The organism is Campylobacter sp. S4:11 (genome assembly GCF_024723695.1).
Classification (GTDB): Bacteria; Campylobacterota; Campylobacteria; order Campylobacterales; family Campylobacteraceae; genus Campylobacter_D; species Campylobacter_D jejuni_C.
Genome location: NZ_JANQDC010000011.1, coordinates 33987 through 57673 on the forward strand (window position 1 = coordinate 33987; position 23687 = coordinate 57673).

Annotated in this window: 23 protein-coding genes and 1 tRNA gene; 2 read left to right on the forward strand and 22 right to left on the reverse strand. The window is 29.9% G+C overall.

Going from position 1 to position 23687, the window contains the following annotated elements:
- Positions 1-8: 8 nt before the first annotated feature.
- Genes CAMP5053_RS05245 through kpsM form a run of 17 tightly spaced genes read right to left on the reverse strand, consistent with a single transcriptional unit; the run spans position 9 to position 18777 of the window.
- Complete coding sequence (locus CAMP5053_RS05245) at positions 9-1187, reverse strand: hypothetical protein (RefSeq protein ID WP_337217417.1); 1179 nt, start codon at positions 1185-1187, stop codon at positions 9-11.
- Positions 1177-3366: a bifunctional glycosyltransferase/CDP-glycerol:glycerophosphate glycerophosphotransferase gene (locus CAMP5053_RS05250; protein WP_337217418.1), complete on the reverse strand. Its 2190-nt coding sequence runs from the start codon at positions 3364-3366 to the stop codon at positions 1177-1179. Before CAMP5053_RS05250 ends, CAMP5053_RS05245 begins: the two co-directional genes overlap by 11 nt.
- Complete coding sequence (locus CAMP5053_RS05255) at positions 3366-4031, reverse strand: ribulose-phosphate 3-epimerase (protein WP_052780926.1); 666 nt, start codon at positions 4029-4031, stop codon at positions 3366-3368. The genes CAMP5053_RS05250 and CAMP5053_RS05255 overlap by 1 nt, the downstream gene beginning before the upstream one ends.
- Positions 4024-5025 carry an alcohol dehydrogenase catalytic domain-containing protein gene (locus CAMP5053_RS05260; protein ID WP_337217419.1) on the reverse strand — a complete coding sequence of 334 codons (1002 nt, stop codon included), beginning with the start codon at positions 5023-5025 and terminating at the stop codon, positions 4024-4026. The genes CAMP5053_RS05255 and CAMP5053_RS05260 overlap by 8 nt, the downstream gene beginning before the upstream one ends.
- Entirely contained in the window at positions 5022-5741 is a 720-nt protein-coding gene (locus tag CAMP5053_RS05265) for an IspD/TarI family cytidylyltransferase (RefSeq protein WP_261529576.1), read from the reverse strand. Before CAMP5053_RS05265 ends, CAMP5053_RS05260 begins: the two co-directional genes overlap by 4 nt.
- A gap of 9 nt (positions 5742-5750) precedes the next feature.
- A complete protein-coding gene (locus CAMP5053_RS05270; RefSeq protein WP_337217420.1) occupies positions 5751-6854 on the reverse strand; it encodes a CDP-glycerol glycerophosphotransferase family protein in 1104 nt (367 codons plus the stop codon).
- Positions 6855-6856: 2 nt separating this feature from the next.
- On the reverse strand, positions 6857-8173 hold the full coding sequence (locus CAMP5053_RS05275) for a protoporphyrinogen/coproporphyrinogen oxidase (protein WP_261529578.1): 1317 nt from the start codon (positions 8171-8173) through the stop codon (positions 6857-6859).
- On the reverse strand, positions 8163-9047 hold the full coding sequence (locus CAMP5053_RS05280) for an NAD-dependent epimerase/dehydratase family protein (RefSeq protein WP_337217421.1): 885 nt from the start codon (positions 9045-9047) through the stop codon (positions 8163-8165). The genes CAMP5053_RS05275 and CAMP5053_RS05280 overlap by 11 nt, the downstream gene beginning before the upstream one ends.
- Positions 9048-10310, reverse strand: a complete 1263-nt coding sequence (locus tag CAMP5053_RS05285; RefSeq protein WP_337217422.1) for a UDP-glucose dehydrogenase family protein — start codon at positions 10308-10310, stop codon at positions 9048-9050.
- Positions 10307-11425 (reverse strand): NAD-dependent epimerase/dehydratase family protein, encoded by a 1119-nt coding sequence (locus CAMP5053_RS05290; RefSeq protein ID WP_337217423.1) that lies wholly within the window; start codon positions 11423-11425, stop codon positions 10307-10309. The genes CAMP5053_RS05285 and CAMP5053_RS05290 overlap by 4 nt, the downstream gene beginning before the upstream one ends.
- Positions 11426-11438: 13 nt before the next feature.
- Positions 11439-12767: a lipopolysaccharide biosynthesis protein RfbH gene (rfbH, locus tag CAMP5053_RS05295; RefSeq protein ID WP_337217424.1), complete on the reverse strand. Its 1329-nt coding sequence runs from the start codon at positions 12765-12767 to the stop codon at positions 11439-11441.
- Between the two features lie 16 nt (positions 12768-12783).
- Positions 12784-13581 carry a glucose-1-phosphate cytidylyltransferase gene (gene rfbF / locus CAMP5053_RS05300; RefSeq protein WP_337217425.1) on the reverse strand — a complete coding sequence of 266 codons (798 nt, stop codon included), beginning with the start codon at positions 13579-13581 and terminating at the stop codon, positions 12784-12786.
- Between the two features lie 23 nt (positions 13582-13604).
- Positions 13605-14561 carry a KpsF/GutQ family sugar-phosphate isomerase gene (locus CAMP5053_RS05305; protein ID WP_442863256.1) on the reverse strand — a complete coding sequence of 319 codons (957 nt, stop codon included), beginning with the start codon at positions 14559-14561 and terminating at the stop codon, positions 13605-13607.
- An 8-nt stretch (positions 14562-14569) separates the two neighbouring features.
- Positions 14570-16228 carry a polysaccharide biosynthesis/export family protein gene (locus CAMP5053_RS05310; protein WP_337217426.1) on the reverse strand — a complete coding sequence of 553 codons (1659 nt, stop codon included), beginning with the start codon at positions 16226-16228 and terminating at the stop codon, positions 14570-14572.
- Positions 16228-17343: a capsule biosynthesis protein gene (locus tag CAMP5053_RS05315; RefSeq protein WP_214135666.1), complete on the reverse strand. Its 1116-nt coding sequence runs from the start codon at positions 17341-17343 to the stop codon at positions 16228-16230. The genes CAMP5053_RS05310 and CAMP5053_RS05315 overlap by 1 nt, the downstream gene beginning before the upstream one ends.
- Positions 17333-18004, reverse strand: a complete 672-nt coding sequence (locus CAMP5053_RS05320; RefSeq protein WP_087685146.1) for an ABC transporter ATP-binding protein — start codon at positions 18002-18004, stop codon at positions 17333-17335. Before CAMP5053_RS05320 ends, CAMP5053_RS05315 begins: the two co-directional genes overlap by 11 nt.
- The gene (kpsM, locus tag CAMP5053_RS05325; RefSeq protein ID WP_087700713.1) at positions 18001-18777 is read right to left on the reverse strand and encodes a capsule polysaccharide transporter KpsM; all 777 of its coding nucleotides are present in this window, start codon (positions 18775-18777) and stop codon (positions 18001-18003) included. The genes CAMP5053_RS05320 and kpsM overlap by 4 nt, the downstream gene beginning before the upstream one ends.
- Positions 18778-18858: 81 nt before the next feature.
- Between kpsM and CAMP5053_RS05330 the strand changes: the two genes are divergently transcribed.
- The gene (locus CAMP5053_RS05330) at positions 18859-19656 is read left to right on the forward strand and encodes a ferritin-like domain-containing protein (RefSeq protein ID WP_261529584.1); all 798 of its coding nucleotides are present in this window, start codon (positions 18859-18861) and stop codon (positions 19654-19656) included.
- Between the two features lies 1 nt (position 19657).
- On the opposite strand, the gene CAMP5053_RS05335 is transcribed toward CAMP5053_RS05330, so the two are convergent.
- The 4 genes from CAMP5053_RS05335 to acpP all read right to left on the reverse strand — a co-directional run bounded on the left by CAMP5053_RS05335 (position 19658) and on the right by acpP (position 22206).
- A tRNA-Phe gene (locus CAMP5053_RS05335) sits at positions 19658-19733 on the reverse strand.
- A 68-nt stretch (positions 19734-19801) separates the two neighbouring features.
- Positions 19802-20737 carry an acetyl-CoA carboxylase carboxyltransferase subunit alpha gene (locus tag CAMP5053_RS05340; protein WP_087700711.1) on the reverse strand — a complete coding sequence of 312 codons (936 nt, stop codon included), beginning with the start codon at positions 20735-20737 and terminating at the stop codon, positions 19802-19804.
- Between the two features lies 1 nt (position 20738).
- Complete coding sequence (locus CAMP5053_RS05345; RefSeq protein WP_039627924.1) at positions 20739-21953, reverse strand: beta-ketoacyl-ACP synthase II; 1215 nt, start codon at positions 21951-21953, stop codon at positions 20739-20741.
- A 19-nt stretch (positions 21954-21972) separates the two neighbouring features.
- Complete coding sequence (acpP, locus tag CAMP5053_RS05350; RefSeq protein WP_039617517.1) at positions 21973-22206, reverse strand: acyl carrier protein; 234 nt, start codon at positions 22204-22206, stop codon at positions 21973-21975.
- A gap of 145 nt (positions 22207-22351) precedes the next feature.
- Between acpP and tenA the strand changes: the two genes are divergently transcribed.
- A complete protein-coding gene (gene tenA / locus CAMP5053_RS05355) occupies positions 22352-23017 on the forward strand; it encodes a thiaminase II (protein WP_263667090.1) in 666 nt (221 codons plus the stop codon).
- Between the two features lie 15 nt (positions 23018-23032).
- On the opposite strand, the gene CAMP5053_RS05360 is transcribed toward tenA, so the two are convergent.
- Positions 23033-23687: nucleoside recognition domain-containing protein (locus tag CAMP5053_RS05360; RefSeq protein WP_337217427.1), on the reverse strand; the 655-nt coding region annotated here is incomplete at its 5' end.

Here is a 23687-nt window from a genome sequence, read left to right on the forward strand (position 1 = left end):
AAATAAAATCAACTAATCCAACCTAATTGCTTATATGTTAGTATCAACCGCTCATCTTTTACTAAATTTTCATCTAATGACACAACTTCATATCTATTTTTACTTCTCCATCCACTGGTAATAGGCAAAAAATGTCTTGTTTCAAAATTTGTATTTAAGTTATTTCGCAAACTTTTTTTAAGAGCATGGCTATAGTGATCATGAACTCTCCATTGTAAACAATCAGCAAGAAAAGATCTGTTATCTCCATTAAGACCTAAGCACCATTTTACCACTGCTTTTCCTTTTCTTCGGTCTAAATAACATAAATCTTTAAAAGAGTATTCTTTCTCTAATGTTGTATTAACAATCCATTCTCCATTAAAATATAAAGGCTCATTGGTATTTTCAGCTTCTTCAAATATCGATTGATTATTTTTAGACAAAACAAGTTCATCGATATCTACATACAAAACCGATCTCGCAGTTTGCAAAAATCGATATTTTGCATGTTCAAACATCAAATACATCGAATAATCAGAATCCCAATTTGAATTTTCATACTTTATAGGACCATAAGGAACTGGCCATCTAACCACAACAATAGAAATACTAGTATTATTCCTTAAATATTCAAGTAACTCTAAAGAAGAATATTCTTCTGAACTATCATAAATCAAAACAATATCTGCGTTATGTATTTTTTGGTAATAATCACAATAATCTTTAATCCATCTTAATTGATTATCCTTGTTTTTAAGCAAAACAACTCTTTTATCTTCTAGTAAACAGGAATTATTGTCATTGATAAGATTGATATTTACTTTTCCATAAATATTAAATTGCAAAAACTCTGGCTTAAGCCAACTATTGTAGTTAATCACTGTGTGTGATACTCTGTCTATTTCTATGGTTTGTATTTCAATATTACTATGTTTTCTTCTTTTTAAAAGGCTAAATTTTGTTAAAAAAGATATATTTCTGTCTGATACCAAATCTGTCATATGGTATAAAGGAGCACCTATGCAATGAATTTTTTTTTCAGATATATCATAAAAAATATCCACAAATATAATCCCATAATCATAATTTTGATCAAAATCTTTTTGTCTTAAATGACTTGGTCTTTGCGGTTGTCTTCTATCGGTTAAATATGGCTCAAAACATATCGAAGAAACATCAAAAAATTCAACTATCCTATTTGACATTATTTTCCTTTATTAAATTTTTAATAAAATTTACCATTCTTACAGCAGTTTGCCCATCACAATACTGCATATATCTATTCCAATCTTTTTGTAAGTTCTCTTTGGTATATAATCGATGTGCATCTTTTATACTACTTGCCAAATCCTCTTGATTAAACACTATGAAACCTGGTGTATCTTCGTAATCATTATAGGTATTTCTTTGACCCATATATATTGGCAAATCGTAAGGATATAAAATAATCGGTTTTTGAAAATGCAAAAAAGAAAATACGATCGAAGAATAATCTGTAATCAAAATTTCCGTAGCATTCAAGACTAAACTTTCATCATAAGAACTAAGATTTATAAAATCTTCTGGCAAATCACACTTTTTATAGTTTGGATGAATTCTACACGCTAGTATATATTCATCTCCTAATTCTTTTTTGATTTTATCAAAATCAAAAGCTGGTTTGTATGTTCCGATGTTTGTAAATTTACCATATGATTCTCTAAAAGTTGGCGCATACAACACTAGTTTTTTTTGATAATCTAGTCCTAACTCCAACATAGCTTGTTTTTGAGTTTTTCTATTTTTCATAATTCTATCAGAAATGATATTACCAAATTTTAAAATCTGATTTTCTTTTAAATCAAAAGCACTCATATAAGCCTTAACCGCATCATCGCAAGAAACCATTGAATAAGTATAAGATGTATGATGCTTCTTATGTTCTAAATACTCATTACTATTTACGTTAAACATATCCAAGCCAAATTTCTTTAAAACACCTGCTGCATGCCAAGACTGAATTACTTCCTGCCCCTTTCTCGGTTTAATTTCAAATAAATACCAATAATGTCCATCTAAAATAATAACCTTGGATCTTGCAAGGTGATACATAATCCTAACATCTTCAAAAAAACCACTATTTTTAGCAAGAAGTGTTTTAACTGCAATGTGTTTATTTTTCAACAACTCTTGTTTTATTTCATTTAAAAAATACAATTTACCGCTAGGTCTTATAGCAAACGTAACTTTATTTTTTTTTATTGGAATTAAAATAGAAAATGTATTATATAAAAAAACAACAAAAGCTCTTCTAGCTTTACCTTTACAAATTTTTTTATACACATAATTCACAGAAGAAATAAAGTTATTTTTTATTTCTTTTAAATACGGCATAGTTTTTTTAAAATATATAAAGCATGAAATAGATTTTAAATTTTGTTGGTTTTTTCTTTTAACTAGTGCTTTACAAAGTACTTTTTCATCTGTAGCTTCTGCCAATGCTTTGGGTAGAAATTGATCTTTGTATTGCTGTGGTATACAAGATAAAATCTTTAAAACCATAGGAGTGTATTGTGCAATTTCTGTTTTTGAAAATTTTTTCATAGGATTTAAAATAAATTTTACAAATTCATAAGTTAAAAATCTTTCATAATAATTTTTCGCACATTGAGGTAATATAAAATTTTTAAGCTGATCTTGAACATTAAACAAATCATTCAAATAAGAAGATTTCCAAGTATTTGTTGACTGATCTACCCTATCTCTTCTATATAAATAAACATATTGATTAAGTGCCAAAATATTAGGCTTTTTACTAATAAGTAAATTACTAAAGTAATGATCTTCAGTCATCATACAACCATCTAGAAATTTAATTTCATTTTGCTTGATAAAATCAGCTTTATAAGCTCTTACACATGGACTAATGCTCAAGCTAAAAATTTTTATGTCATCTTCATTATCATAATCTAGTATATGCGTATTAGTAATTACCTTTTCATAAGAAGCACTCTTCCATTGCTTTTTATTGTCAAAATTCAAAAGTTTACCTTGAATTATGTCGACATTGTAGAGAGTAAAATAATCATAATAAGTCTTTAAAATATTTTCAGGAAGCAAATCATCACTATCTAGAAAAATAAAAACCTGACCTTGAGCTTTCAATATACCAGCATTTCTCGCACTACACAAACCACCATTTTCTTTGTTAATAATTTTTACATCTATATTCTTATGTATTGACTTAAATACTTCACATATACGTAATGTCTGTCCATTATCAGTAGATCCATCGTTAACTATTATCACCTCATAATCAATAAACTCTTGCTTTGCAATAGAATCTAATGTATAGCCTATTGTTTCAGATGCATTATATGCTGGGATTATTATAGAAAAAAACATTATTTGTCCTTTAGTTTTACAATTTCTCTTAGTTGGTCAATATTCAACTTATTATTAGGAAAAATACTAGAAGTCCCGAGTACAAAGCAATTTGCTCCAAAACTAGAAAAAATTTCAATATTTTTTAAAGTCATATTACCATCTACTTCGAAAATAAATTTTTCACGTTTATTTTCTTTAATAAATGAACCTATATTAGCTGCTTGTATTTTTGCTATATCTGTTTGTACCTGAGATGCAAATCCAGGATTTACAGTTAGATAATTTATTCCATCTATAAGATCAGCTACGATTTCAATACATTTAATCGGAACCATTGGATTTAAAGCCAACAAAACCCTAGCACCTAAATCTTTAATCTTTTTTGTCATATCTTCAAAATCAAAGACAGCTTCTATATGAATAGAAACCATATCACCTTCTCTAATAATGCTTTTATCTAAAACATTTTCTGGATTATCTACCATCAAATGGAAATCAAAAGGTAGGTTTGATAATTTCCTAATATCTGCAATTTGATCATATGAAAATCCTAAATTTTTTACAAAATGGTTATCCATTAAATCAATATGTAAAAAATCAACCGAATGATTTAATTTTTCAATACTATCTCTTATATCCACAATAGAAGCACACGCTATAGATGCTGAAAATTTTTTATCCATTATTACTCCAAATAACCTTTAACTCTTGTAAATTATTGTTATATTTTTTTCTAATTAAATCTATAAGTTCTTCAAACGAAGTACCTACGGCCAATAATTTTCTTAACCAATGAAAATCAACCATTCTAAAAATTTCTACAGCATCTAACCAATTTTTAGGATACTCAGAATTCCATACTCCAAAAATCTGTGCTTCATTTCTTAAAATTTTCCAATAGCAATCTCTTTTTAATATAATATCCCCACTAGGATTTCCAATTAACACCAATTTAGATTCAGAATTTAAAATTTGCATACTTAAATTAACAGATTCATTAGACCCAACTGATTCGAATATGAGATCAAATGATAAATTGCCTAAATTCTCTTTTACAATAGAAAAACCTGCACTGTTTAATAAATCAGATTTAAAACTATTTCTTGAAAAAAAAGCTATATCTTTTAAGCCCAAATGTTGTAAAAAAATTCCAATAAAAAGACCTATAATTCCAGTCCCTATAATACAAACTTTATCATTTTTATCAATAGTTATCTTATTTATTGCATTAAGTGCCACAGAAGCAGGTTCTATCAAGCAAGCTAATTCATATGGAATATTATCTATTGGAACTAAATTCCAAGAGGGAATTTTTATATATTCTTGAAACCCACCATCTTCACGAGAACCGAAATAGCCATAATTATGACACCGGTTGTAATAACCCTTTTTGCAACTTATACATTTAAAACAAGGTTTTAATGGAAATACAGCGACAGAATCACCGATTTGAAAGCTAGATAGGGTAGATTTATCTTCAACAATTCCGCAAAATTCATGGCCTAAAATCAGTGGAAAACTATATGGACCTTTATCAAATATTCTAGAATAATCACTACTGCATACACCGCATGCTTTTACTTTTATCAAAACCTCATCTTTAGAATGATCTATAACAGGGATATTGTCATTTACAATTGAAAAACTATTAAAATTATTCAAAATCATTTTTTTCATTCTTCTTTCCAGCCTCTTTCTATAATTTTAGCAATAGCATAATCAATACTGGTTGTAATTTTGATATTTCTTTCATCGCCATTGAATACATAAACATCATAGCCTTGCAAATAACAAATTTGAACAGTGCCTGTGATTACTTTTTTTTCATAGTCTTGTATCTTATCAATTGATTTTTTTAATATTTTAAATTTGAACGAGTCCGGAGCTTGTCCATTTATTAAAAGATGTCTATGAGGAATATCATCAACAAAATTTTCTTTTATATTATAAATTGTATCTTTTACTTCAATACCAGCAACAGCTACTCCGTATTTTTTAGCATAAAATATAGAATCTGATAAAATCTTTTTTGTTATAAAAGGTCTAACCGCATCTAAAACAACAACAATGGAATCTTCATGAAAATTTTGGGATTCTAATAAACTAACCGCGGAATTTAAACTATCTATTCTTTCTCCACCTCCAATCACAATACTTAACTTATCCAAAGAAATTTTATAGTTGTATAATATCTGCTTTGTATATTCCTCCCAATCTTTACTAACCACCAATACAACCTGATCAAAAAGATCAGATTTTAAAGTTCTCTTTAATGTTAATAATATTATAGGCTTCATCGAAAGCGATAAAAACTGTTTAGGAAGTACCGTTTTTCCCATTCTCTTTCCAGAACCCGCTGCTAAAATAACAGCTATATTTTTACTTTTTTTCATAAAAATACCTCATAATCGACTCTTGCTAAAAAAATGATAAATTTTTTTACATACTTGACCATCACATGCACTCATAAAATTATGCCATATTTTATCAGATACAATAGGATTTAAAATACATTGATGTAATTCATCAAAATTTCTTGCAACCATTTGCTTTCCAACCAAATCTTCTGGCTGAAAATACAATTTTCTATTGTTTGATACATATTCTTTTAAATCAGGAACAAACAATACTATAGGCTTAGAGAAGTATGCAAAATCAAATAAAATGGAAGAATAATCTGTAATCAACATATCAGCACTAGCCATTAATTCTACTATATCCATTCTATTTGAAACATCAATAACATTAGAAGAAAAATATTTTTTTGACAACTGGATACTTGGATGGTTTCTGTACAAAATACAATATTTATTGTAACATAAACTTACGGCTTTTTCAACCACTTCTAAAAAGTTAATATCACTATATCTTTTCTCATTTTCAGTTCTAAAAGTCGGGCAATACATTACTATAAACACATCATCCTTAATATTGTAAAAATTTAGAATTTTATTTTTTATTTCGCCTAAATTATTTATCTTATACATCAAATCACTTCTTGCTAAACCCAAAGCTAAAATTTTATCTTCTTGTATGTTATAAGCTTTAGACATAATGTTTTTCAAGCTATTATCCGAAATAACAACATGGGTATACTTCCCGTGTATTCTTTTTATTCTGCTAAATTCACTTTTAGCATCCCTATCTTCTCTATACGCATCAAAACCAAAAGCTTTGTATGCGCCACCAGCGTGCCATAATTGAACAAAATCAGTTTTTTTATGCAAAGAAATTTTAGATAAAATAGAATCTGCTTGATCCACAAAAACAATCCTTGATTGTGATATAATCCAAATTTTATACAATAAATTACTTTTATAATTTATTTTAACAACAAAAGAGCTATGCTCTTTAAAATATTTATATAAAATTTCTACATTTTTATAGTATACACTTGTTTCATTTTCAATAAAACAAGTGTATACTTTACGACTACAACTAAAGTAAAAAATATAATATAAAATATTTAAAATAAATATATTTAACTGTAGAAAAAATTTTCTCATACTTATAATCTTTCTGCAGTATTTTTTCCAGATAAAAAACTTTGATCACTCCAGAGATAATCCCATTCTCCAAATCTACCACAAGCTAAAATACCACAATTTCTTACATAATCAAGAAGTTTATCCCTATGTTTTTCCATATCATGATTAAAAATGACATTTGCATAAGGGATAATTCTAAAATCTTCACATATAATATCCTCTTCATTGCAAAATTTCATTTGCAATAACTTTTCTTTAACATGCTTTATAAAAAAATCTTCCAAATCACCATAATTATTGCTCATCTTCTCCAAAGATTTAAAATCAGAAAAATAAATTTCAGCTTGTATACTAGAACATTTTTTTGGAACATTATAACTACTTTTAACTGATGGACTATAAAATCTTGCAAAAAGTATATCTTCATCATAAACGTAATACCACAAACGCTTTGGAATTTCCTTATCAAAACCTAAAGATACTAAAGCTACGGATGTAGCACAAAGATGCTTTGACGATTCTAATATATCCTGAGGGGTATTTTTTAACATTTTAACAAGCAAAGGCAAAGGTAAGGTAGAAATTAACTTTTCGTATTTTACTTTAGTTCCATCTGAAAAATAGATTATTTTTTCCTCGTTATCTATAACTACAACTTCTTTTTGATATACAATATCTATTTCTTTAGCCATACTTCCTAAAAATGCCTTATATCCACCTTTTATAGGATAATACATTTCTTTAGCATAATAAGTCACCGGAGTATCTTCGCTCATAGCACCTGTTAAGATCTCATCTATACTTGGTTTGTAAAATCTTGGTCCCACAAACATAGGATTTGTATTTAAATCTTTTGCATCTAAAGTCCAATATTTTCTAGTATATTTCATAGCAAATTCTTCTGAGAAAAATTCACCATATTGAGTTTTAAGCCATTGCTCAAAGTTTTCAACTTTGATATTTTCATAAGTATTTTGTAACATATCTTTAATAGCTTTTAGTTTTACATCTAAAGGCAAAGGATAAAGATTATTTTGTGCTGGATGTTTTACCCAAATTCCTTTATAATAATTTAGTAATTGTGGTACATGTGTGTAGTGCTTAGCAGATGCAAAAAAAGCTTTTTTTACGCTTTCATCTTTTGCAAATGATAAATGCACCGCATTATCAAACCAAAATTTACCCTTAGCAGAATCTACAAAAAATCCTCCACATAAACCACCATACTCACTGCTTTTTTCATACACCTTTACTTGTTTATTTTGCTGTCTTAAATGATAAGCCGCTGAAATCCCTGCTATACCAGCTCCCAATACTACTATATTTTCACTTTTCATTAATCATCTTTAAAAAACCTTCTTTAAGGCTTATTTTTTGTTCCCAATTTGGCAGATTTTCTCCACCTTCCCAAGGTTGCATAACTTCTAACTTTCTAGGTGCTCTTGCACCCCATTTTATATTTAATTTTTTACCTAAAACTTCTTCATAAAGCATAACAACTTCTTTTAAACTTTTACGTTCTTTTCCTTTTAAAGAAAAAATTTTATTTTTACAAAATTCAGGATCTTTTTGTATAAGCTCAATTAAACAATCGAAGCCATTTATCACATCGTAAACATGAGAATAATCAACCACTTGAGATCCATCTCCCATTGGCAATTCTTTATCAGTCTCAGCAATCTCGTTTAATAAATTAAATAGTCTAGTAGAAGGATCATTATTCCCATAAACATTAAAAAGCAAAAGATTTACAAAAACTCCATTACTAACCAATGCATAATAAGTCATAATATCTTCAAATGCTTTTTTTGTAGCAGCATATAAATTAGATGGAAGAAACTGCAAACCATCTGCATATAATAAATATGTTGTTGTGTTTATAAAAAAAGAAATGCTATATTGTCTAACATTTTGCAAAATAAAAGCACCAAGAATAATGTTGGCTTGAATTAATTTTACAATATCATCAGATGGGTTCGTAGCAGTAGGAACAATAGAAGCTAAATGCACAACCCCATCTATCTTTTCACTAATAAAAATATTTTTTACCGAGTTATTTGTTTCATCATAATAATAAATTTTGCAATAATCTTTGATTTTATCTATATTACTGCTCTTTCTTACTAATGCGATAATCTCATATCTATCGTGCATTTGTAAGATAAAATTAGTCCCTATAAAACCCGTTGCACCAGTTACTAAAATTTTCACTTATTTTACCCATCTTAAATTATAAATAATTTTGTCTTGTCTTTCGATCAAAGGCTTAAACTCCATCCAAGCTGTAGCTATAACCAAAACATCGCATTCAGAAACGATCTCATCAAGACTATTTTTATAATACAATTTATAATCATAAGTTTTAGCAAACACATCATTTGCTATAGGATCGTAAGCATATATATTTTCAAAACCTAAATTTAAAAGTTTAGAAATCAAGGCAGCAGATTTAGTATCCCTTACATCATCACTTCCTGGCTTAAAACTTAAGCCTAAAATTGCAATTTTCTTATCTTTAGATACTTCTTTTTGTATTTTATAAGCGTAAAAATCAAGAATTTCATCATTAACTTTTAAAATATCATTTAAAATTTTTGCTTCATATCCTTTATCTTTACTTTTTTTATACAAAGCAAGAGTATCCTTAGGTAAACAATATCCACCAAAACCCATTCCAGGGTATAAATAACTAGTTATACCACTAGGATTTCCGCTAAATCTTTTATCACTATGCAATATTTTAAAAGCACTTATAATATCTATATCGCCTATATTTTGTGCAATCATGCTCATTTCATTAGCATAGCTTATATTTAGACTTAAAGTAGTATTACTAAGATATTTAATAAATTCACCGGTATTTAAAGAAGTAAAAAATATAGGCGAGTTAAAAGGCTTATACAACTCTTCTAACTCTTGAAAAATTTGCGCATCCTGACTACCAATAACCACCCTATCAGGATTCATAAAATCACTATATGCAAAGCCTTCTCTTAAGAATTCAGGGTTATTTACAAGATGACATTTTTGCCCTACACTAAGACCCAAGGACTCTAAATGTGGAATAAAAACTTCTTTGCAGCTTGAAGGTGGAACTGTAGATTTTATCACCAAAATCGGCTCTTTTTGGCATTTATCTAAATTTTGTGCAGTTGTCCTAAGCGCATTTAATAAAAAATTCAAATCAGCACTTCCGTCTTCACTCATAGGTGTACCAATACAATAAAATATAATTTTAGCTTCTTTTAAAGCTTCTGTTACATCATTAGTGATTTTCAATTTTTTTCCCAAAACATCATTTAATGCTTCCGGTAATCCTTCTTCGTGAAATGGTATTTTTCCATCGTTAAGCAATAAAGCTTTATTTTTATCTATCTCATATCCAATAACATCAAAGCTTTTTTTTGCAAATCCAACTGCTGTAGTAAGACCAACAAAACCTAATCCAAAAACTGCTACTTTTAACGACTTCATAAAAGCTCCCCATTTTCTTTTTCAAATTTCAAAAACTTTAAAAATCTTCTCACGCCATCTTCAACTAAAATAGTAGGGTTATATTGTAATTTATTTCTAGCTTTATCAATAATTGGACATCTACGATTTGGATTATCTTTTAAATAATTTTTATCTTCTGAAACAGCAAAGTTAACTTGTGGCTCAAAATTAAAAATTTCTTTTGAGTATTTAGCATATATATATGATAGCTCTTTTACAGAAATTTCAGGTTTATCAATGCCTATATTAAAATAATCAAATTTTCCATACACTAAAACCTTTAAATATCCTGCAATAGCATCAGCAATGTAGCAAAAAGTTCTTTTTGGGGATCCATCACTAAGAATTTCTATATTTTTACCTTCTATAACTGCTTTAGCAAAATCTGCAGGTACTCTTTTATCTCCTATACTCATTCCTGGACCATAGTTGTTAAAAGGTCTTGCTATAGTAATTGGCATATTAAACTTTTGTGCAAATAAAGAGCACATTGTCTCCCCAAATCTTTTAGATTCATCATAACATGCTCTAGGACCTATACAAGCTACATTGCCTCTATACTCTTCATCAGTTGGAATTTGACTAATATCAGGATCACCATAAATTTCAGAACTAGAAAAAAATAAAAATCCTTTAATACTTTTATTTTTATAAAAATCAAGCAAAGAGCGTAATCCCCAGATATTTGCATCTAAAGTTTCTATAGGGTAAGTACGGTAAAACATAGGACTTGCAATACTTGCAGCATGGATTATCAAATCAGCACTATGAGCATCTTTTAAAAGATCGATTTTATCATTTATAATATCAAATTTATGAAGCTCTAAAATATCAGAATAATCAGTCGATAAGTGTTCTAACCATTTTGGCTTTCTAAGCATAAAGTTATCTAGTGCAATAATTTTTTTTATATTTAAGTCTTTTGAATATTTGACAAAAAAATTAATAAAATAAAATCCTAAAAAACCTGCACACCCTGTAAATAAAATTGTGGAGTTATCAAATTTTTGTTTTTCAATTTTGGCTAGAGAATTATAAATATACTCTAAATCCTCTATTACTATTGGATTATCTAAGCAATTATAAGAATTCATATTAATCTCCAACTTACTTTTGTTTTGCACAAAATTCTTGAATTTTGCATATCATATATTCAATCATTTCTTCACTCATCCCTGGATACACTCCAATCCAAAAACTATCATTCATTATTTTTTCTGTTACCTCTAAATTTCCTACCACTCTATAGTCTTTGTCCTTTTCTAAAGAATCAAAAGCAGGATGTCTTATAATATTACCCGCAAATAATGTTCTTGTTTGAATATTACATTCTTCCAAGAAACTAGTAAATTCGTTACGAGTAAATTTTACACCATCTTTTAGAGTAATCATAAAACCAAACCAACTTGGTTGAGAATTTGGCTGTGTTTCTACTAAGTGAAGTTCACTAAGATTTTTTAGTCCATTATATAATTTTTGATAATTTTTTTGTCTTTTTTCTATAAATTCAGGAAGCTTTTCAAGCTGAGCACAACCTATCGCAGCTTGCATATCTGTAGCCTTTAAGTTAAAACCAAAGTGAGAATATACATATTTGTGATCATACCCTTTTGGTAAACTTCCAAACTGCTGGGTAAAGCGACAACCACAAGTATTATCTTTTCCTCCTTTACACCAACAATCTCTCCCCCAATCTCTCATAGATAATATAATTTTTTTAAGCAAAGGATTGTTAGTATAAACAGCTCCACCCTCTCCCATGGTTATATGATGAGCTGGGTAAAATGAACTTGTACCTATATCTCCCCAAGTACCAGTATATTTATCATCATATTTAGAACCTAATGCATCACAATTATCCTCAATCAACCAAAGATTATTTTTATCACAAAACTCTTTAATAGCTTTAATATTAAAAGGATTGCCCAAGCTATGTGCGATCATAATCGCTTTGGTTTTAGAACTTAAAGCTTTTTCAAGTTGAGTTACATCAACATTAGCAAATTGTAATTCCATATCAACAAAAACAGGAACTGCTCCATATTGGACAACGGGAGCAATTGTTGTTGGAAATCCTGCAGCTACAGTTATAACTTCATCGCCTCTTTTAATTTGTCTTTCCTTTAGTAATGGCGAAGTTAAGGTATAAAAGGCTAATAAATTTGCAGATGAACCAGAATTAACTAAAAAGGCCCATTTTACTCCTAAAAAATTAGCAAGATTTTTTTCAAACTGCTCAGAGTATCTTCCAGCAGTGAGCCAAAAGTCTAATGAACTATCGATTAAATTCTCCATTTCTTTTTCGTCAAAAACACGCCCTGCATAATTTATTTTAGTTTTTCCTTCTATAAACTGAGTTTGTTTGTTTGCATGATATAATTTATAATACTCTTTAACTTTATTTAAAATATCTTGTTTTAATGTATCAGAATTCATTCAATCCCCTTTATTTTTAATTGTTCCATAAAGCCCATGGAGCTTTATTTTCCATCCACATTTTTGTAAGATCGTTTTTATCTTTTAAAGTATCCATACATTTCCAAAAACCATGATGTTGGTAGCTATAAAGCTCACCATCTTGAGCTAAATTTTTTAATGGTGCTTGCTCAAAAACTGTCATATCGCCTTCTTTGATATAGTCAAACACCTTAGGTTCGCATACAAAAAAACCACCGTTTATCCATCCTGCATTATTTAAACTAGCATCACCTTTTGGTTTTTCTGTAAAACTTTTTATACGATTTGTTGGATTATCAATATCCAAAGCGCCAAATTTTCCCTCAGGAAGCACAGAAGTCATTGTGATAGCTTTACCGTGATTTTTATGAAATTTTATTAGTTCATTGATATTTACATCACTAACACCATCACCATAAGTAAGCATAAAAGTCTCATCGCCCACATAATCTTTAGCATGCAAGATCCTACCACCTGTCATAGAATCTTGCCCAGTATAAAGCATAGTTACTCTCCATGGTTCATGTCTAGTATTATGAATTTGAACAGAATTATCTGACATATCTACCGTTATATCACTATATTGTGTATAGTAGTTTATAAAATAATCTTTTATAATATGCCCTTTATATCCCGTTAAAATAATAAAATCATTAAACCCATAATGACTATAAATTTTCATTATATGCCATAAAATAGGTTTTCCACCTATTTCTACCATAGGTTTTGGCTTTAAACCCGTTTCCTCAGAAAGCCTTGTTCCAAGACCACCTGCTAAAATCAATACTTTCATTTATATCCTTTCTTAATGATAACTCACACACTACCTATCGCATAAAGTTGTATAATACCTACTATTTTTTCATCTTGAATGACAACTATTTCTTTGATTTTATGTTTTAGCATAAGCTCTTCTGCCTCACTTGCCATAGCACTTGCTTCTATGGTTTTTGGACTCTCACTCATGATTTCTTTAGCTTTAAAATCAAATCTTGGCTTATCATTTGCTCTTAATGCTCTTCTTAAGTCTCCATCTGTGATGATTCCAACTAGTTTTTCATTCTCAAGCACTATACAAAGTCCTAACTTACCACTAGTCATCACATCAACTAACTCATTAAATTCACTCTCAGGGCTTACTATAGGTAGATTATTTGACACCATCAAATCACCCACCCTAGTTAAAAGCTTTCTACCTAAACTACCCCCTGGATGAAATAAAGCAAAATCATCAGGTCTAAATTTCCTTGCCCTCATTAAAACCACTGCTATAGCATCACCCATAGCTAAAGTAGCCGTAGTAGATGAAGTTGGAGCAAGCTGAAGCGGGCAAGCTTCTTTTTTTACTGCTATGTTTATAAAAATATCAGCTTGTTTAGCTAGGGTAGAGTTTTGATTTCCTGCCATGACAATTAAAGGAATTTTTCTTTTTTTAATCACTGGTATGAGTTTTAAAACCTCTTCAGTTTCTCCTGAATTTGAAATAGCTAAAAGCACATCCTCACTTGTGAGCATACCAAGATCTCCATGCAATGCTTCACCCGGATGCATAAAAAAGCTTGGAGTACCTGTGCTAGCTAAGGTTGCAGCTATCTTAGCTCCTATATGGCCTGATTTGCCCATGCCACTTACTACACATCTGCCTTTAATAGATAAAATCAACTCAACTGCTTTATTAAAATCTTCATCTAAGTTATCACATAAATCTAAAATCGTTTTTGATTCTATCTCAAAAACTTCTTTGGCTATTTTAATCGCATCGATTTGACTCATCTAAATTCCTATATATTTAACACTACATTAGTTGCAATAGCTATTTGATATAAAATTTGTGTTAACATGCTAAAGATTTGTAAATTTTGACTATCTACTTTTGGTAAAACTAAAATAGAATCTCCCGCTTTGATATCTGCTGAGCTTCTACCGCTGTATTTAGTTGCTTTACCATTAGCATTAATTACTAAAACCCTTGATATATCTGCTCTATCGCTAAAACCACCTGCTAGGTTGATATAATATCTTAATTTTTCTTTATCCATATACACAAATGCACCTGGTATAGAAACTTCACCTTGAACTAAAACAAGATTATTTTTACTAGGTACATTCACCACATCGCCTTCTTCTAATACTATAGAATTATACGCTTTGACATTATCTATAACGATTTGCCCTTTTGGCTGAGCTTGCTTTGCACGCGCAATAAATTCTAAAATCGTTTTAGCTTGAGTAGCTCTAATGCTAGCTTGCTCAGCATTAACCGAAGAGCTTGTTAGAGCTAGTGTTTCAAGCTCTTTAAGCTGGGCTTCAATAAGTTGTTTTTGGGTAGCTGCTACACTTTTTCTAAAAACTTGCAAGGCATTAATGTTTGATTGATCATTAACTGTAATCATTTTAGCAAGTTCAGCTAAGGTTGTGCCTTTTTTTATCACCACCGAATGTAAACCACTATGCTCACCTTCTATACTAATGCTAATATTTTGCGCAGTATAATCAGGTCTAAACTCTATCTCATCACCATTATATAATTTCACGCCTAAAAACTGCTTTTTGCTGTAAGCATCTACATGTAATTTATGATCATCTCTATAGCTTTTTACCACAGCATTAGTTACTATAGGCTTAGCTCCTGCAACTTTTGCTATATCTTCTAAATTTAAAATATCATTACTGAGCTCAAATCTAAAAGGTTTTTGCACATCTCCTTCTACAAAAACATACTTTTGCACACTACCTACTAAAATCACATCGCCCATTCTAAAAGGGAAAAGATCAAGCTGACCTTTAAGTAAAAAGTCATATAAATCTACCTTTTTAATGACTTTATTATCTCTTAAAATTTGAATATCTCTAAAACTACCATATTCTAAATTAATACCACTAGCTTTATCTAAATACTGTATGATAGAATCTGAACTTAGTCCTTGATAAAGACCTGGTTGATTTACATTTCCTGTAACAAATACCGATACATTTTGATAAATATCCATATCTGCATATACATAGACATTGCTTTTATAGATTTTATTAATAGCTTTTGTAATAACTTGTACCAAAGCACTATTTTTCACACCCAAAAGATTAATTGCTCCTACTTTTGGTATGAAAATATTTCCTTGAGAATCTACTGTTAAAGTTTGTATAAACTCTACCGCACCCCAGATTTTTACATTAATCCTATCGCCTACTGCTAGTTTATAATCAGGGTTATAAACATGTTGAGTAAATTTAGTAAAATTACCATTAAATAAATGTGCACCAAAAACTTTAGTTATCGAAGCTTGAGTTTGATTAAAATCACTTTGGTTATTATCATAATTTATAATTTGTGGCTCTAAAGATGGAGCTAATGGTTGATTTTGAATTTTTGCAATTTGAGAAACATCTACCGCAGAAAATAAAAACAAAGGTAAAAGTAAAAATAAAAATATCTTTTTCATTAGTATCTATGCTCCTCTATAATCATTTTAATAAATTTAACAATTCCATAAATCAAAGATAAAATCATAAAAGCTGTGAGTATATTATACAAAGCTTCTGGGTATTTAGCACTTTGAGGTAAACTTGGACTTTGCACTATAACCACTTGTTTTATCTTTCTTAAAGCTTCTATCCTAGCGCTCTCATAAGCTTTTAATGCAGCTGTGTAAGCACTTTCTGCAAAACCTGCTTCTATAGTCAGATCTTGAAATTTAGCCGCAAGATCATTAAGTTTTTGAGAAGACTTTGGGGATGAAACTTTAGATTTTTCTTTTTGAAGTTGTTTTTTTAAAGCTGTGATTTCACTTTTTATAGTAACAATTTGCGGTGCATTATCATTTATATAACTTTGCATCATCAAAAGCTCAGCTTCTTTAGCTGCTATTTTTGATTCAAGTTCGGCTATGAGTTTTAGAGTGCCTTCTGCTTGTTTGAGTGGATCAAATACTCCATATTTATTTTGAAAAGCTAAAAGTTCATCTTTAGCCTTTTGATATCTTTTTTTAAACTGCAAAAGCTCTTCTTCGGCAAATTGCATTTGATCTCTTGCGGCTTTATGTGAAATTTCATTGATAAATTTTTCACTTTCTTTAACTATAGTTGAAGCTATTAAATGTGCACTTTGCGGGTCAAAACCTTCAACTTCTACACGCAAAAGCCCATTGGCTGAGTTTTCTTGAATAATCTTAACACGATTTTGATAATACTTTAAAAAATCCTCTTGGTCAGCCGATGAAGAAATACTATAAAAAAAATCAAGTTTTTGTTTTTGATATAACTCACGAATTTGAATTTTTTCTTCTAAAATATTTAACATATCTAAAGAATGAATGTAAGATTTTAAGAAAGTTATATCCTCGCTTGAAAAAGAATTATTAGTCAAAAATGCAGCAATTCCGGTGATAGCTCCGCTATCTCCTGTGGTTGATTTCACACTTAAAATACTTTCACTCACATAACGATTTGCTGCTATAAAAACATAATAAAATACAACAAATGCTGTCAAAATTAACACTATTTTAAAAGAGTTAAGTATCTTTAAATTTTTAAACTTTTTTAATAAATCATTTTGCATTTATTTTTCCTTGATACACCGCTATACCCTCATCTACATCATCATATATAGTAGCTTGTCCATCTTGCATGAATATAATTTTATCACACCATTGTTTAATTTCAGCTACATTATGTGAAACCATGATGACTTTTGACTGACTTAATTTTTCTTTATAGATTTTAGAGCTTTTTTCTCTAAATTTAGGATCTCCCACAGCACCTGCCTCATCAATTAAATAATAATCAAAATCAAAAGCCATACTTAAGCCAAAAGATATTCTAGCGCTCATACCTGCTGAATAAGTATTCATAGGCTCATCAAAAAACTTACCAAGCTCAGCAAAATCTTCAACAAATTTAATCTTTTCTTCTAAAGCCTTTCCTTTGTAACCGTATACTCTAGCTACAAAGCGCGCATTGTCCCTTGCTGAGAGTCTGTGTTGAAATGCACCTGCCAAGCCTAGAGGCCAAGAGAGTTTTTTATTGGTTATAATCTTACCCCTATCAGGAAGCAATGACCCGCTTAAAAGTTTCATTAAGGTAGACTTTCCAGCACCGTTACGCCCCATTAAACCTATGCTACAATTTTCAGGAAACTCAAAACTTAAATTTTTAAAAACATAATGTCTTTCACCATTGCGTAAAGGAAAAGATTTTGTTAAATTAACTAATTTTATCATCGTACCGCTATCAACTTTTCTCTAGTAAAATAATAAAAAAACAAACCAAAAAACAAAATCACACTCAAACATATAATAGGATAGTAGTAATTATAATCATCAAGTAATGGATAATTTTGAAAAAAATTATATTTTAAAAGCTCCATAATATGTAAAAGTGGATTATAATATAAAATATCTAAAATAGGTTTTGGAACTATCCATACTGGAAATACTACTAAAGCTGTCCAGTATAAAACTATATTTAAATAATTTAAAGCCATTTTTAAAGGCTCTGCAAAATGTCCTGCTATAGCAAAACACATCCCCATAGCAAAACCAAATACCACAAGTAAAAAAAGCGAAAACATCACTTCTAAAAAATGTTTAGGTATAACTTGCATATGCAAAAACCAACCTGCTAAAAACATCACACAAATAAAAATAGTAAAATAGATACAAAACTCGAGCAATGCTCTTGCAATAAAAACATGTATAGGTCTTACTGGCTTATAAGCATATAGCGCCAAATTTGCACCTATACCATTTAAAAGTTGTGTAATAATGCTTCTAAACATAAAAAAAGGTATAATCCCTACTGCTAAAAATAAAAAGATAGAAACACCCTCAGGCATGATTTGATGATGAAATTCTCTAATAGCTGATACAATAGAAGTAATTACCAAAACAACCATCATAGGCTCACCGATTACCCAAAAATAGCCCAAATATTTATTAATACCAAATCTTGTCTTTAGCTCTCTAAAAAATAGAGCATGTATGACATTAAACATATTTTTAGCAAACCTTTTTAAATTTTCAAAATTTTTATATTATACTTTTTTATCTTATATAATATTTAACAAGGTTTAAAAATGAAAAGAAATTTCTTTGAAGAATTAGAAAAAATTTTATATCATAAAGATATTTTTAAAAAGATTGAATTATTTAATGAATTTTATGAAAATTTTAAAGCTAATTTGTATGATTTTAATCATTCCCATGAGGCGATCATTTGTGAAAACTCACAAGTTAAAATCCTTCATCCTATGAAAATAAGGCGTCCAAAAGAAGCAAATAGCACTTTGTCTTTAGCTAAAATCTTACATTCAGTTGCACATATAGAATATAGTGCTATAAACTTAGCCTTGGATGCTAGTTATAGATTTAAAAACCTACCATTGAAATTTTACCAAGATTGGCTTGAGGTAGCTGATGAGGAAATTAAGCATTTTTTACTTTTAGAAAAAACTTTAAATGAACTTGGTTTTAAATATGGAGATTTCCATGCTCATGATAATCTTGAAAAAGCCTTATTCTTAACCAAAGATAATCTTGCTCATAGAATGGGCATAGTGCATAGAGGACTTGAAGCAAAAGGACTTGATGCTAATCCTTTTGTTTTAGAAAAATTAAATACAACCAATCATCCTATAAAAAGTTTATTTGGTGAAATTTTTACCATTATATTAAATGATGAGATTAAACATGTAAATAAAGGAGATTTTTGGTGGAATTATGCAAAAAATGAAAATGATAACTACCTTGATCTTTGTGCTAAATATAAGGAATTTAATCTTTTAGGAAAAGTATATAATAAAACAGCTAGAATTCAAGCAGGATTTAACGAAAATGAACTTCAAGAATTAGATGATTTTTATAATAGAAAATGAATGGTGGTTAGAGGCAGAATCGAACTGCCGACACGCAGATTTTCAGTCTGCTGCTCTACCGACTGAGCTATCCAACCACTGAATTGAAGTTGTAATTATACAATAGTTTTTTTAAAAAAAGTTGAAATTTGCATAAAAATGCAAATTATTCAGAAAAAGCTCCAAATTTAAAGATTTTTTGCATTCTTAATGCTGCTAATTCACGTTTATCATATTGTTCTAATTCTTCTATAGCTTTTAAGACATAATCACTTAAATTTTTAATCGCATTTTCTTTATCTCTATGAGCTCCACTCATTGGCTCTTCGATGACATCATCGATCAAACCTTGGGTTTTTAAATCATCAGCAGTTACTTTCATGGCTTTAGTAGCAGCTTCACTTTTTGATGGATCATTCCATAAAATAGCAGCACAACCCTCAGGTGAAATCACAGAAAAAACTGAATTTTTCATCATAGCAAGTTTATCAGCTACTCCTATAGCCAAAGCACCACCACTTCCACCTTCGCCTATAACTACTGCTATAGTGATTGTTTTAAGAGCGCTTAATTCATATAAATTTCTAGCTATAGCCTCACTTTGACCACGCTCTTCAGCACCCACTCCCGGATAAGCACCTGGAGTATCCACTAAAAATAATACTGGTATGTCAAATTTTTCAGCCATTTTTGCTACTCTTAGAGCTTTTCTATAACCTTCAGGATGAGGCATACCAAAATTTCTATGAAGTTTATCTTTAGTACCTCTACCTTTTTGCTCACCTATAACAATAATTTTTTTACCACCTATATAACCTGCATAACACACAATAGCAGGATCATCTCTAAAAGCACGATCACCATGAATTTCATAAGCATCACTTAATATAGCTTGAATATAATCAAGCGCATAGGGACGATCAGGATGTCTTGCAAGCTGCAAGCGTTGGTAATCGCTTAAATTTTTATAAACTTTTTGAGTTTCTTTTTCAAGATTTTTTTCTAAAATTTTTACCGCTTCATCATCGCCTTTGATTTTAGCATTTGCTAAATCCTCATCAATTTGCTGAATATTTTTTTCAAAATCTAAATAAGAAGCCATATTAATCTACTTTTTTGAAAATCACACAACCATTTGTTCCACCAAAACCAAAAGAATTGCTCATTACTACATTAACTTCACTTTTTCTTGCAGTATTTGGTATATAGTCAAGATCGCAATTTTCATCTGCTACGATTTGATTGATAGTTGGTGGTAATATACCTTGATCAAGTGCCATTAAAGAAATAACAGCTTCAATTGCTCCAGCAGCACCTAAGCAATGCCCCGTTTGACCTTTTGTAGAGCTAACTAAAGGAATTTGATCCTTGAAAAGCTCTTTAATAGCTGCCGTTTCATTTTTATCATTTACCGGAGTAGAAGTTCCGTGCGCATTAATATAATCTACCTTTGGATTTCCTGCCATTTTTAAAGCTTTTTTCATAGCACGCAATGGCCCTTCTAAAGTAGGCGAAGTGATATGATGCGCATCTGCACTTTCACCAAAACCTACCAACTCAGCATAAATTTTAGCTCCACGCTTTTTAGCAGCCTCATACTCTTCAAACACTAAAGCACCAGCACCCTCGCCCATTACAAAACCATCTCTTTCTTTGTCAAATGGTCTTGAAGCTTTAGCTGGATCATCATTTCTAGTAGAAAGAGCTTTCATAGCAGCAAAGCCACCTATACCTACAGCACAAATGGCTGCTTCAGCGCCTACTACAAGCATTTTATCTGCATTACCCAAAGCTATGCTTTTATAAGCTTCGCCTATAGCATGAGTTCCTGCCGCACAAGCAGTTACGCATGAGATATTTGGTCCTTGTAATCCATGTTCGATCGAAATAATCCCGCCAAGCATATTAACTAAAGCTGATGGTATGAAAAAAGGAGTAATTTTGCGTGGTCCACGCTGTGCACAAGTAACAGAATTTTTTTCTATATTTGGTAAACCACCTATACCAGCTGCTGAAACTACACCAAATTCTTCTTTGTTTAAAGTTTCATCAAATTTAGCATCTTCCATAGCTTCTCTTGCTGCTTTAATACCAAGTTGTATAAAACGATCTATTTTTTTAACCTCTTTAGCATCACAAACACTTAAAGGATCAAAATTTTTCACTTCAGCAGCAATTTGCACTGGAAAATCAGTGGTATCAAAAAGAGTGATTTTATCAACGCCGCTTTTACCATCACAAATCGCTTTAAATGAGCTATCTTTGTCTAAACCAAGAGCATTGATCATTCCTATACCTGTTACTACAACGCGTTTCAAACCGCACTCCTTATTAAAATTATTTTTGAAGATTTTCTATATAATTAACAACATCTTCGATTTTTACTAGTTTTTCAGCATCACTGTCTGGAATTTCTACATCAAATTTTTCTTCTAAAGCCATAACTAATTCAACAACATCTAAAGAATCTGCACCTAAATCTTCAATGATTTTAGATTCCATTTTAACTGCATCTTCATCAACACTAAGTTGCTCAACAACTACTTTTTTTACATCATCAAAAATTGCCATTTTTATCTCCTAGTTTAAAAAATTAAACCACATTTTACAATAAAAAAATAAATTTCTTGTTTAAAAAGTCAAAAATTAAAGATTATTACGAAAAATTTAACTATCTGTGTTTAAATAAAAGCTTAATTTTTAACAAAGGAAATTGATGCTTTTGGATAAACTTATAAATGAAAATAAAAAAACTTGGGATCAATATATCCATCATGAATTTGTAAAAAAACTTCAAAATGGCACTTTAGAAAAAGATATATTTTTATTTTATCTTAAACAAGATTACATCTTTTTAAATAATTATGCAAAGTGTTATGCCCTACTTGCTTTAAATGCGAACAATACTAAAGAAATTCATTTTGCCATTAAAAATCAAAACTACACTTTAGAAGGAGAATTAGAACTTCATAGAAGTATTTTAAAGCTAGGTATTGATGTAGAAAAACTAGACTATAAAGATGAAAGTTTAACCAATATTGCTTATACAAGGTACTTACTAAGTGTGGGACAAAATGGAGATTATTTGGATATGCTATGTGCTTTGAGTGCTTGTGCTATAGGTTATGCATATATAGGAGAAGAAATTTATAAAGGACTTAGTGAAAAAAGCTTAGAAAATCATCCTTACAAAGAGTGGATTTTAACCTATGCGGGAAAAGAATTTCAAGATGAAATCAAAGAATTTAAAGACTTTTTTAATTCTTATACCGATAGCATTAGTGAAGAAAAATTTAAAAAATTAAGTGAAATTTTTTACACTACCATAAGACTTGAAATAGCTTTTTGGCAACACTCCTTAGAGCAAAAAATGGAAATTTAATCATCATAAAGATGATTAAATTATCAATTTAGCAATATTGATCCCTATAAATGCAACCAAATACGCACATAAAGATGTAAATATAAAAAGATACCATGCATATTTTTTATTTCCTGCTTCTTTAGCAAAAACTATAGTTGCTGCAAAGCAAGGATTATAAATCATAACAAAAAGTATAAAAGCTACTGCTGTACTAAGAGGGATGTTTTCTCTTATAGCTTCTTGTAAATTTAAACTTGTCTCATCAACTTCATCACCTAAAGAATAAAGCACACCCATAGTAGAAATCATCACTTCTTTAGCCGCTAAACCACTCACCAAAGATACACTAAGTTTCCAGTCAAAGCCAAGTGGTGCAAAAATAGGCTCTATTGCTTTACCAAATTGTCCAAGATAACTATTTTCTATCTGAAGCTCTTGAGTTAAAGTATCTTGAGCATTATTTTCTTGTGCAGGAAAATTGCTCGCAAACCAAATAAGCAAAGAAGCTATCAAAATAAATGTTCCTGCTTTTTTTAAATACATTTTTGCTTTGTTAAACACCATAAACCATACTAAGCTCCAATTTGGCATTCTATATTTTGGCATTTCCATTACAAAAGGTTCATCTTGTCCTCTAAAAGCACTCATTCTTAAAATCTTAGCTGCAATTAAGCCCAAAAACGCACCC

Excerpts from the sequence above, each read along its gene's own strand:
- CAMP5053_RS05255 (WP_052780926.1), bottom strand. The coding sequence starts at position 4,031 with ATGGATAAAAAATTTTCAGCATCTATAGCGTGTGCTTCTATTGTGGAT.
- CAMP5053_RS05305 (WP_442863256.1), bottom strand. The coding sequence starts at position 14,561 with ATGAGTCAAATCGATGCGATTAAAATAGCCAAAGAAGTTTTTGAGATA.
- CAMP5053_RS05315 (WP_214135666.1), bottom strand. The coding sequence starts at position 17,343 with ATGCAAAATGATTTATTAAAAAAGTTTAAAAATTTAAAGATACTTAAC.
- CAMP5053_RS05320 (WP_087685146.1), bottom strand. The coding sequence starts at position 18,004 with ATGATAAAATTAGTTAATTTAACAAAATCTTTTCCTTTACGCAATGGT.
- CAMP5053_RS05290 (WP_337217423.1), bottom strand. The coding sequence starts at position 11,425 with ATGAATTCTTATAATTGCTTAGATAATCCAATAGTAATAGAGGATTTA.
- CAMP5053_RS05310 (WP_337217426.1), bottom strand. The coding sequence starts at position 16,228 with ATGAAAAAGATATTTTTATTTTTACTTTTACCTTTGTTTTTATTTTCT.
- CAMP5053_RS05340 (WP_087700711.1), bottom strand. The coding sequence starts at position 20,737 with ATGGCTTCTTATTTAGATTTTGAAAAAAATATTCAGCAAATTGATGAG.
- rfbH (WP_337217424.1), bottom strand. The coding sequence starts at position 12,767 with ATGAATTCTGATACATTAAAACAAGATATTTTAAATAAAGTTAAAGAG.
- CAMP5053_RS05270 (WP_337217420.1), bottom strand. The coding sequence starts at position 6,854 with ATGAGAAAATTTTTTCTACAGTTAAATATATTTATTTTAAATATTTTA.
- acpP (WP_039617517.1), bottom strand. The coding sequence starts at position 22,206 with ATGGCAATTTTTGATGATGTAAAAAAAGTAGTTGTTGAGCAACTTAGT.
- CAMP5053_RS05260 (WP_337217419.1), bottom strand. The coding sequence starts at position 5,025 with ATGAAAAAAATGATTTTGAATAATTTTAATAGTTTTTCAATTGTAAAT.
- CAMP5053_RS05275 (WP_261529578.1), bottom strand. The coding sequence starts at position 8,173 with ATGAAAAGTGAAAATATAGTAGTATTGGGAGCTGGTATAGCAGGGATT.
- rfbF (WP_337217425.1), bottom strand. The coding sequence starts at position 13,581 with ATGAAAGTATTGATTTTAGCAGGTGGTCTTGGAACAAGGCTTTCTGAG.
- CAMP5053_RS05265 (WP_261529576.1), bottom strand. The coding sequence starts at position 5,741 with ATGAAAAAAAGTAAAAATATAGCTGTTATTTTAGCAGCGGGTTCTGGA.
- CAMP5053_RS05285 (WP_337217422.1), bottom strand. The coding sequence starts at position 10,310 with ATGAAGTCGTTAAAAGTAGCAGTTTTTGGATTAGGTTTTGTTGGTCTT.
- tenA (WP_263667090.1), top strand. The coding sequence starts at position 22,352 with ATGCTTTTGGATAAACTTATAAATGAAAATAAAAAAACTTGGGATCAA.
- CAMP5053_RS05330 (WP_261529584.1), top strand. The coding sequence starts at position 18,859 with ATGAAAAGAAATTTCTTTGAAGAATTAGAAAAAATTTTATATCATAAA.
- CAMP5053_RS05245 (WP_337217417.1), bottom strand. The coding sequence starts at position 1,187 with ATGTCAAATAGGATAGTTGAATTTTTTGATGTTTCTTCGATATGTTTT.
- CAMP5053_RS05250 (WP_337217418.1), bottom strand. The coding sequence starts at position 3,366 with ATGTTTTTTTCTATAATAATCCCAGCATATAATGCATCTGAAACAATA.
- kpsM (WP_087700713.1), bottom strand. The coding sequence starts at position 18,777 with ATGTTTAATGTCATACATGCTCTATTTTTTAGAGAGCTAAAGACAAGA.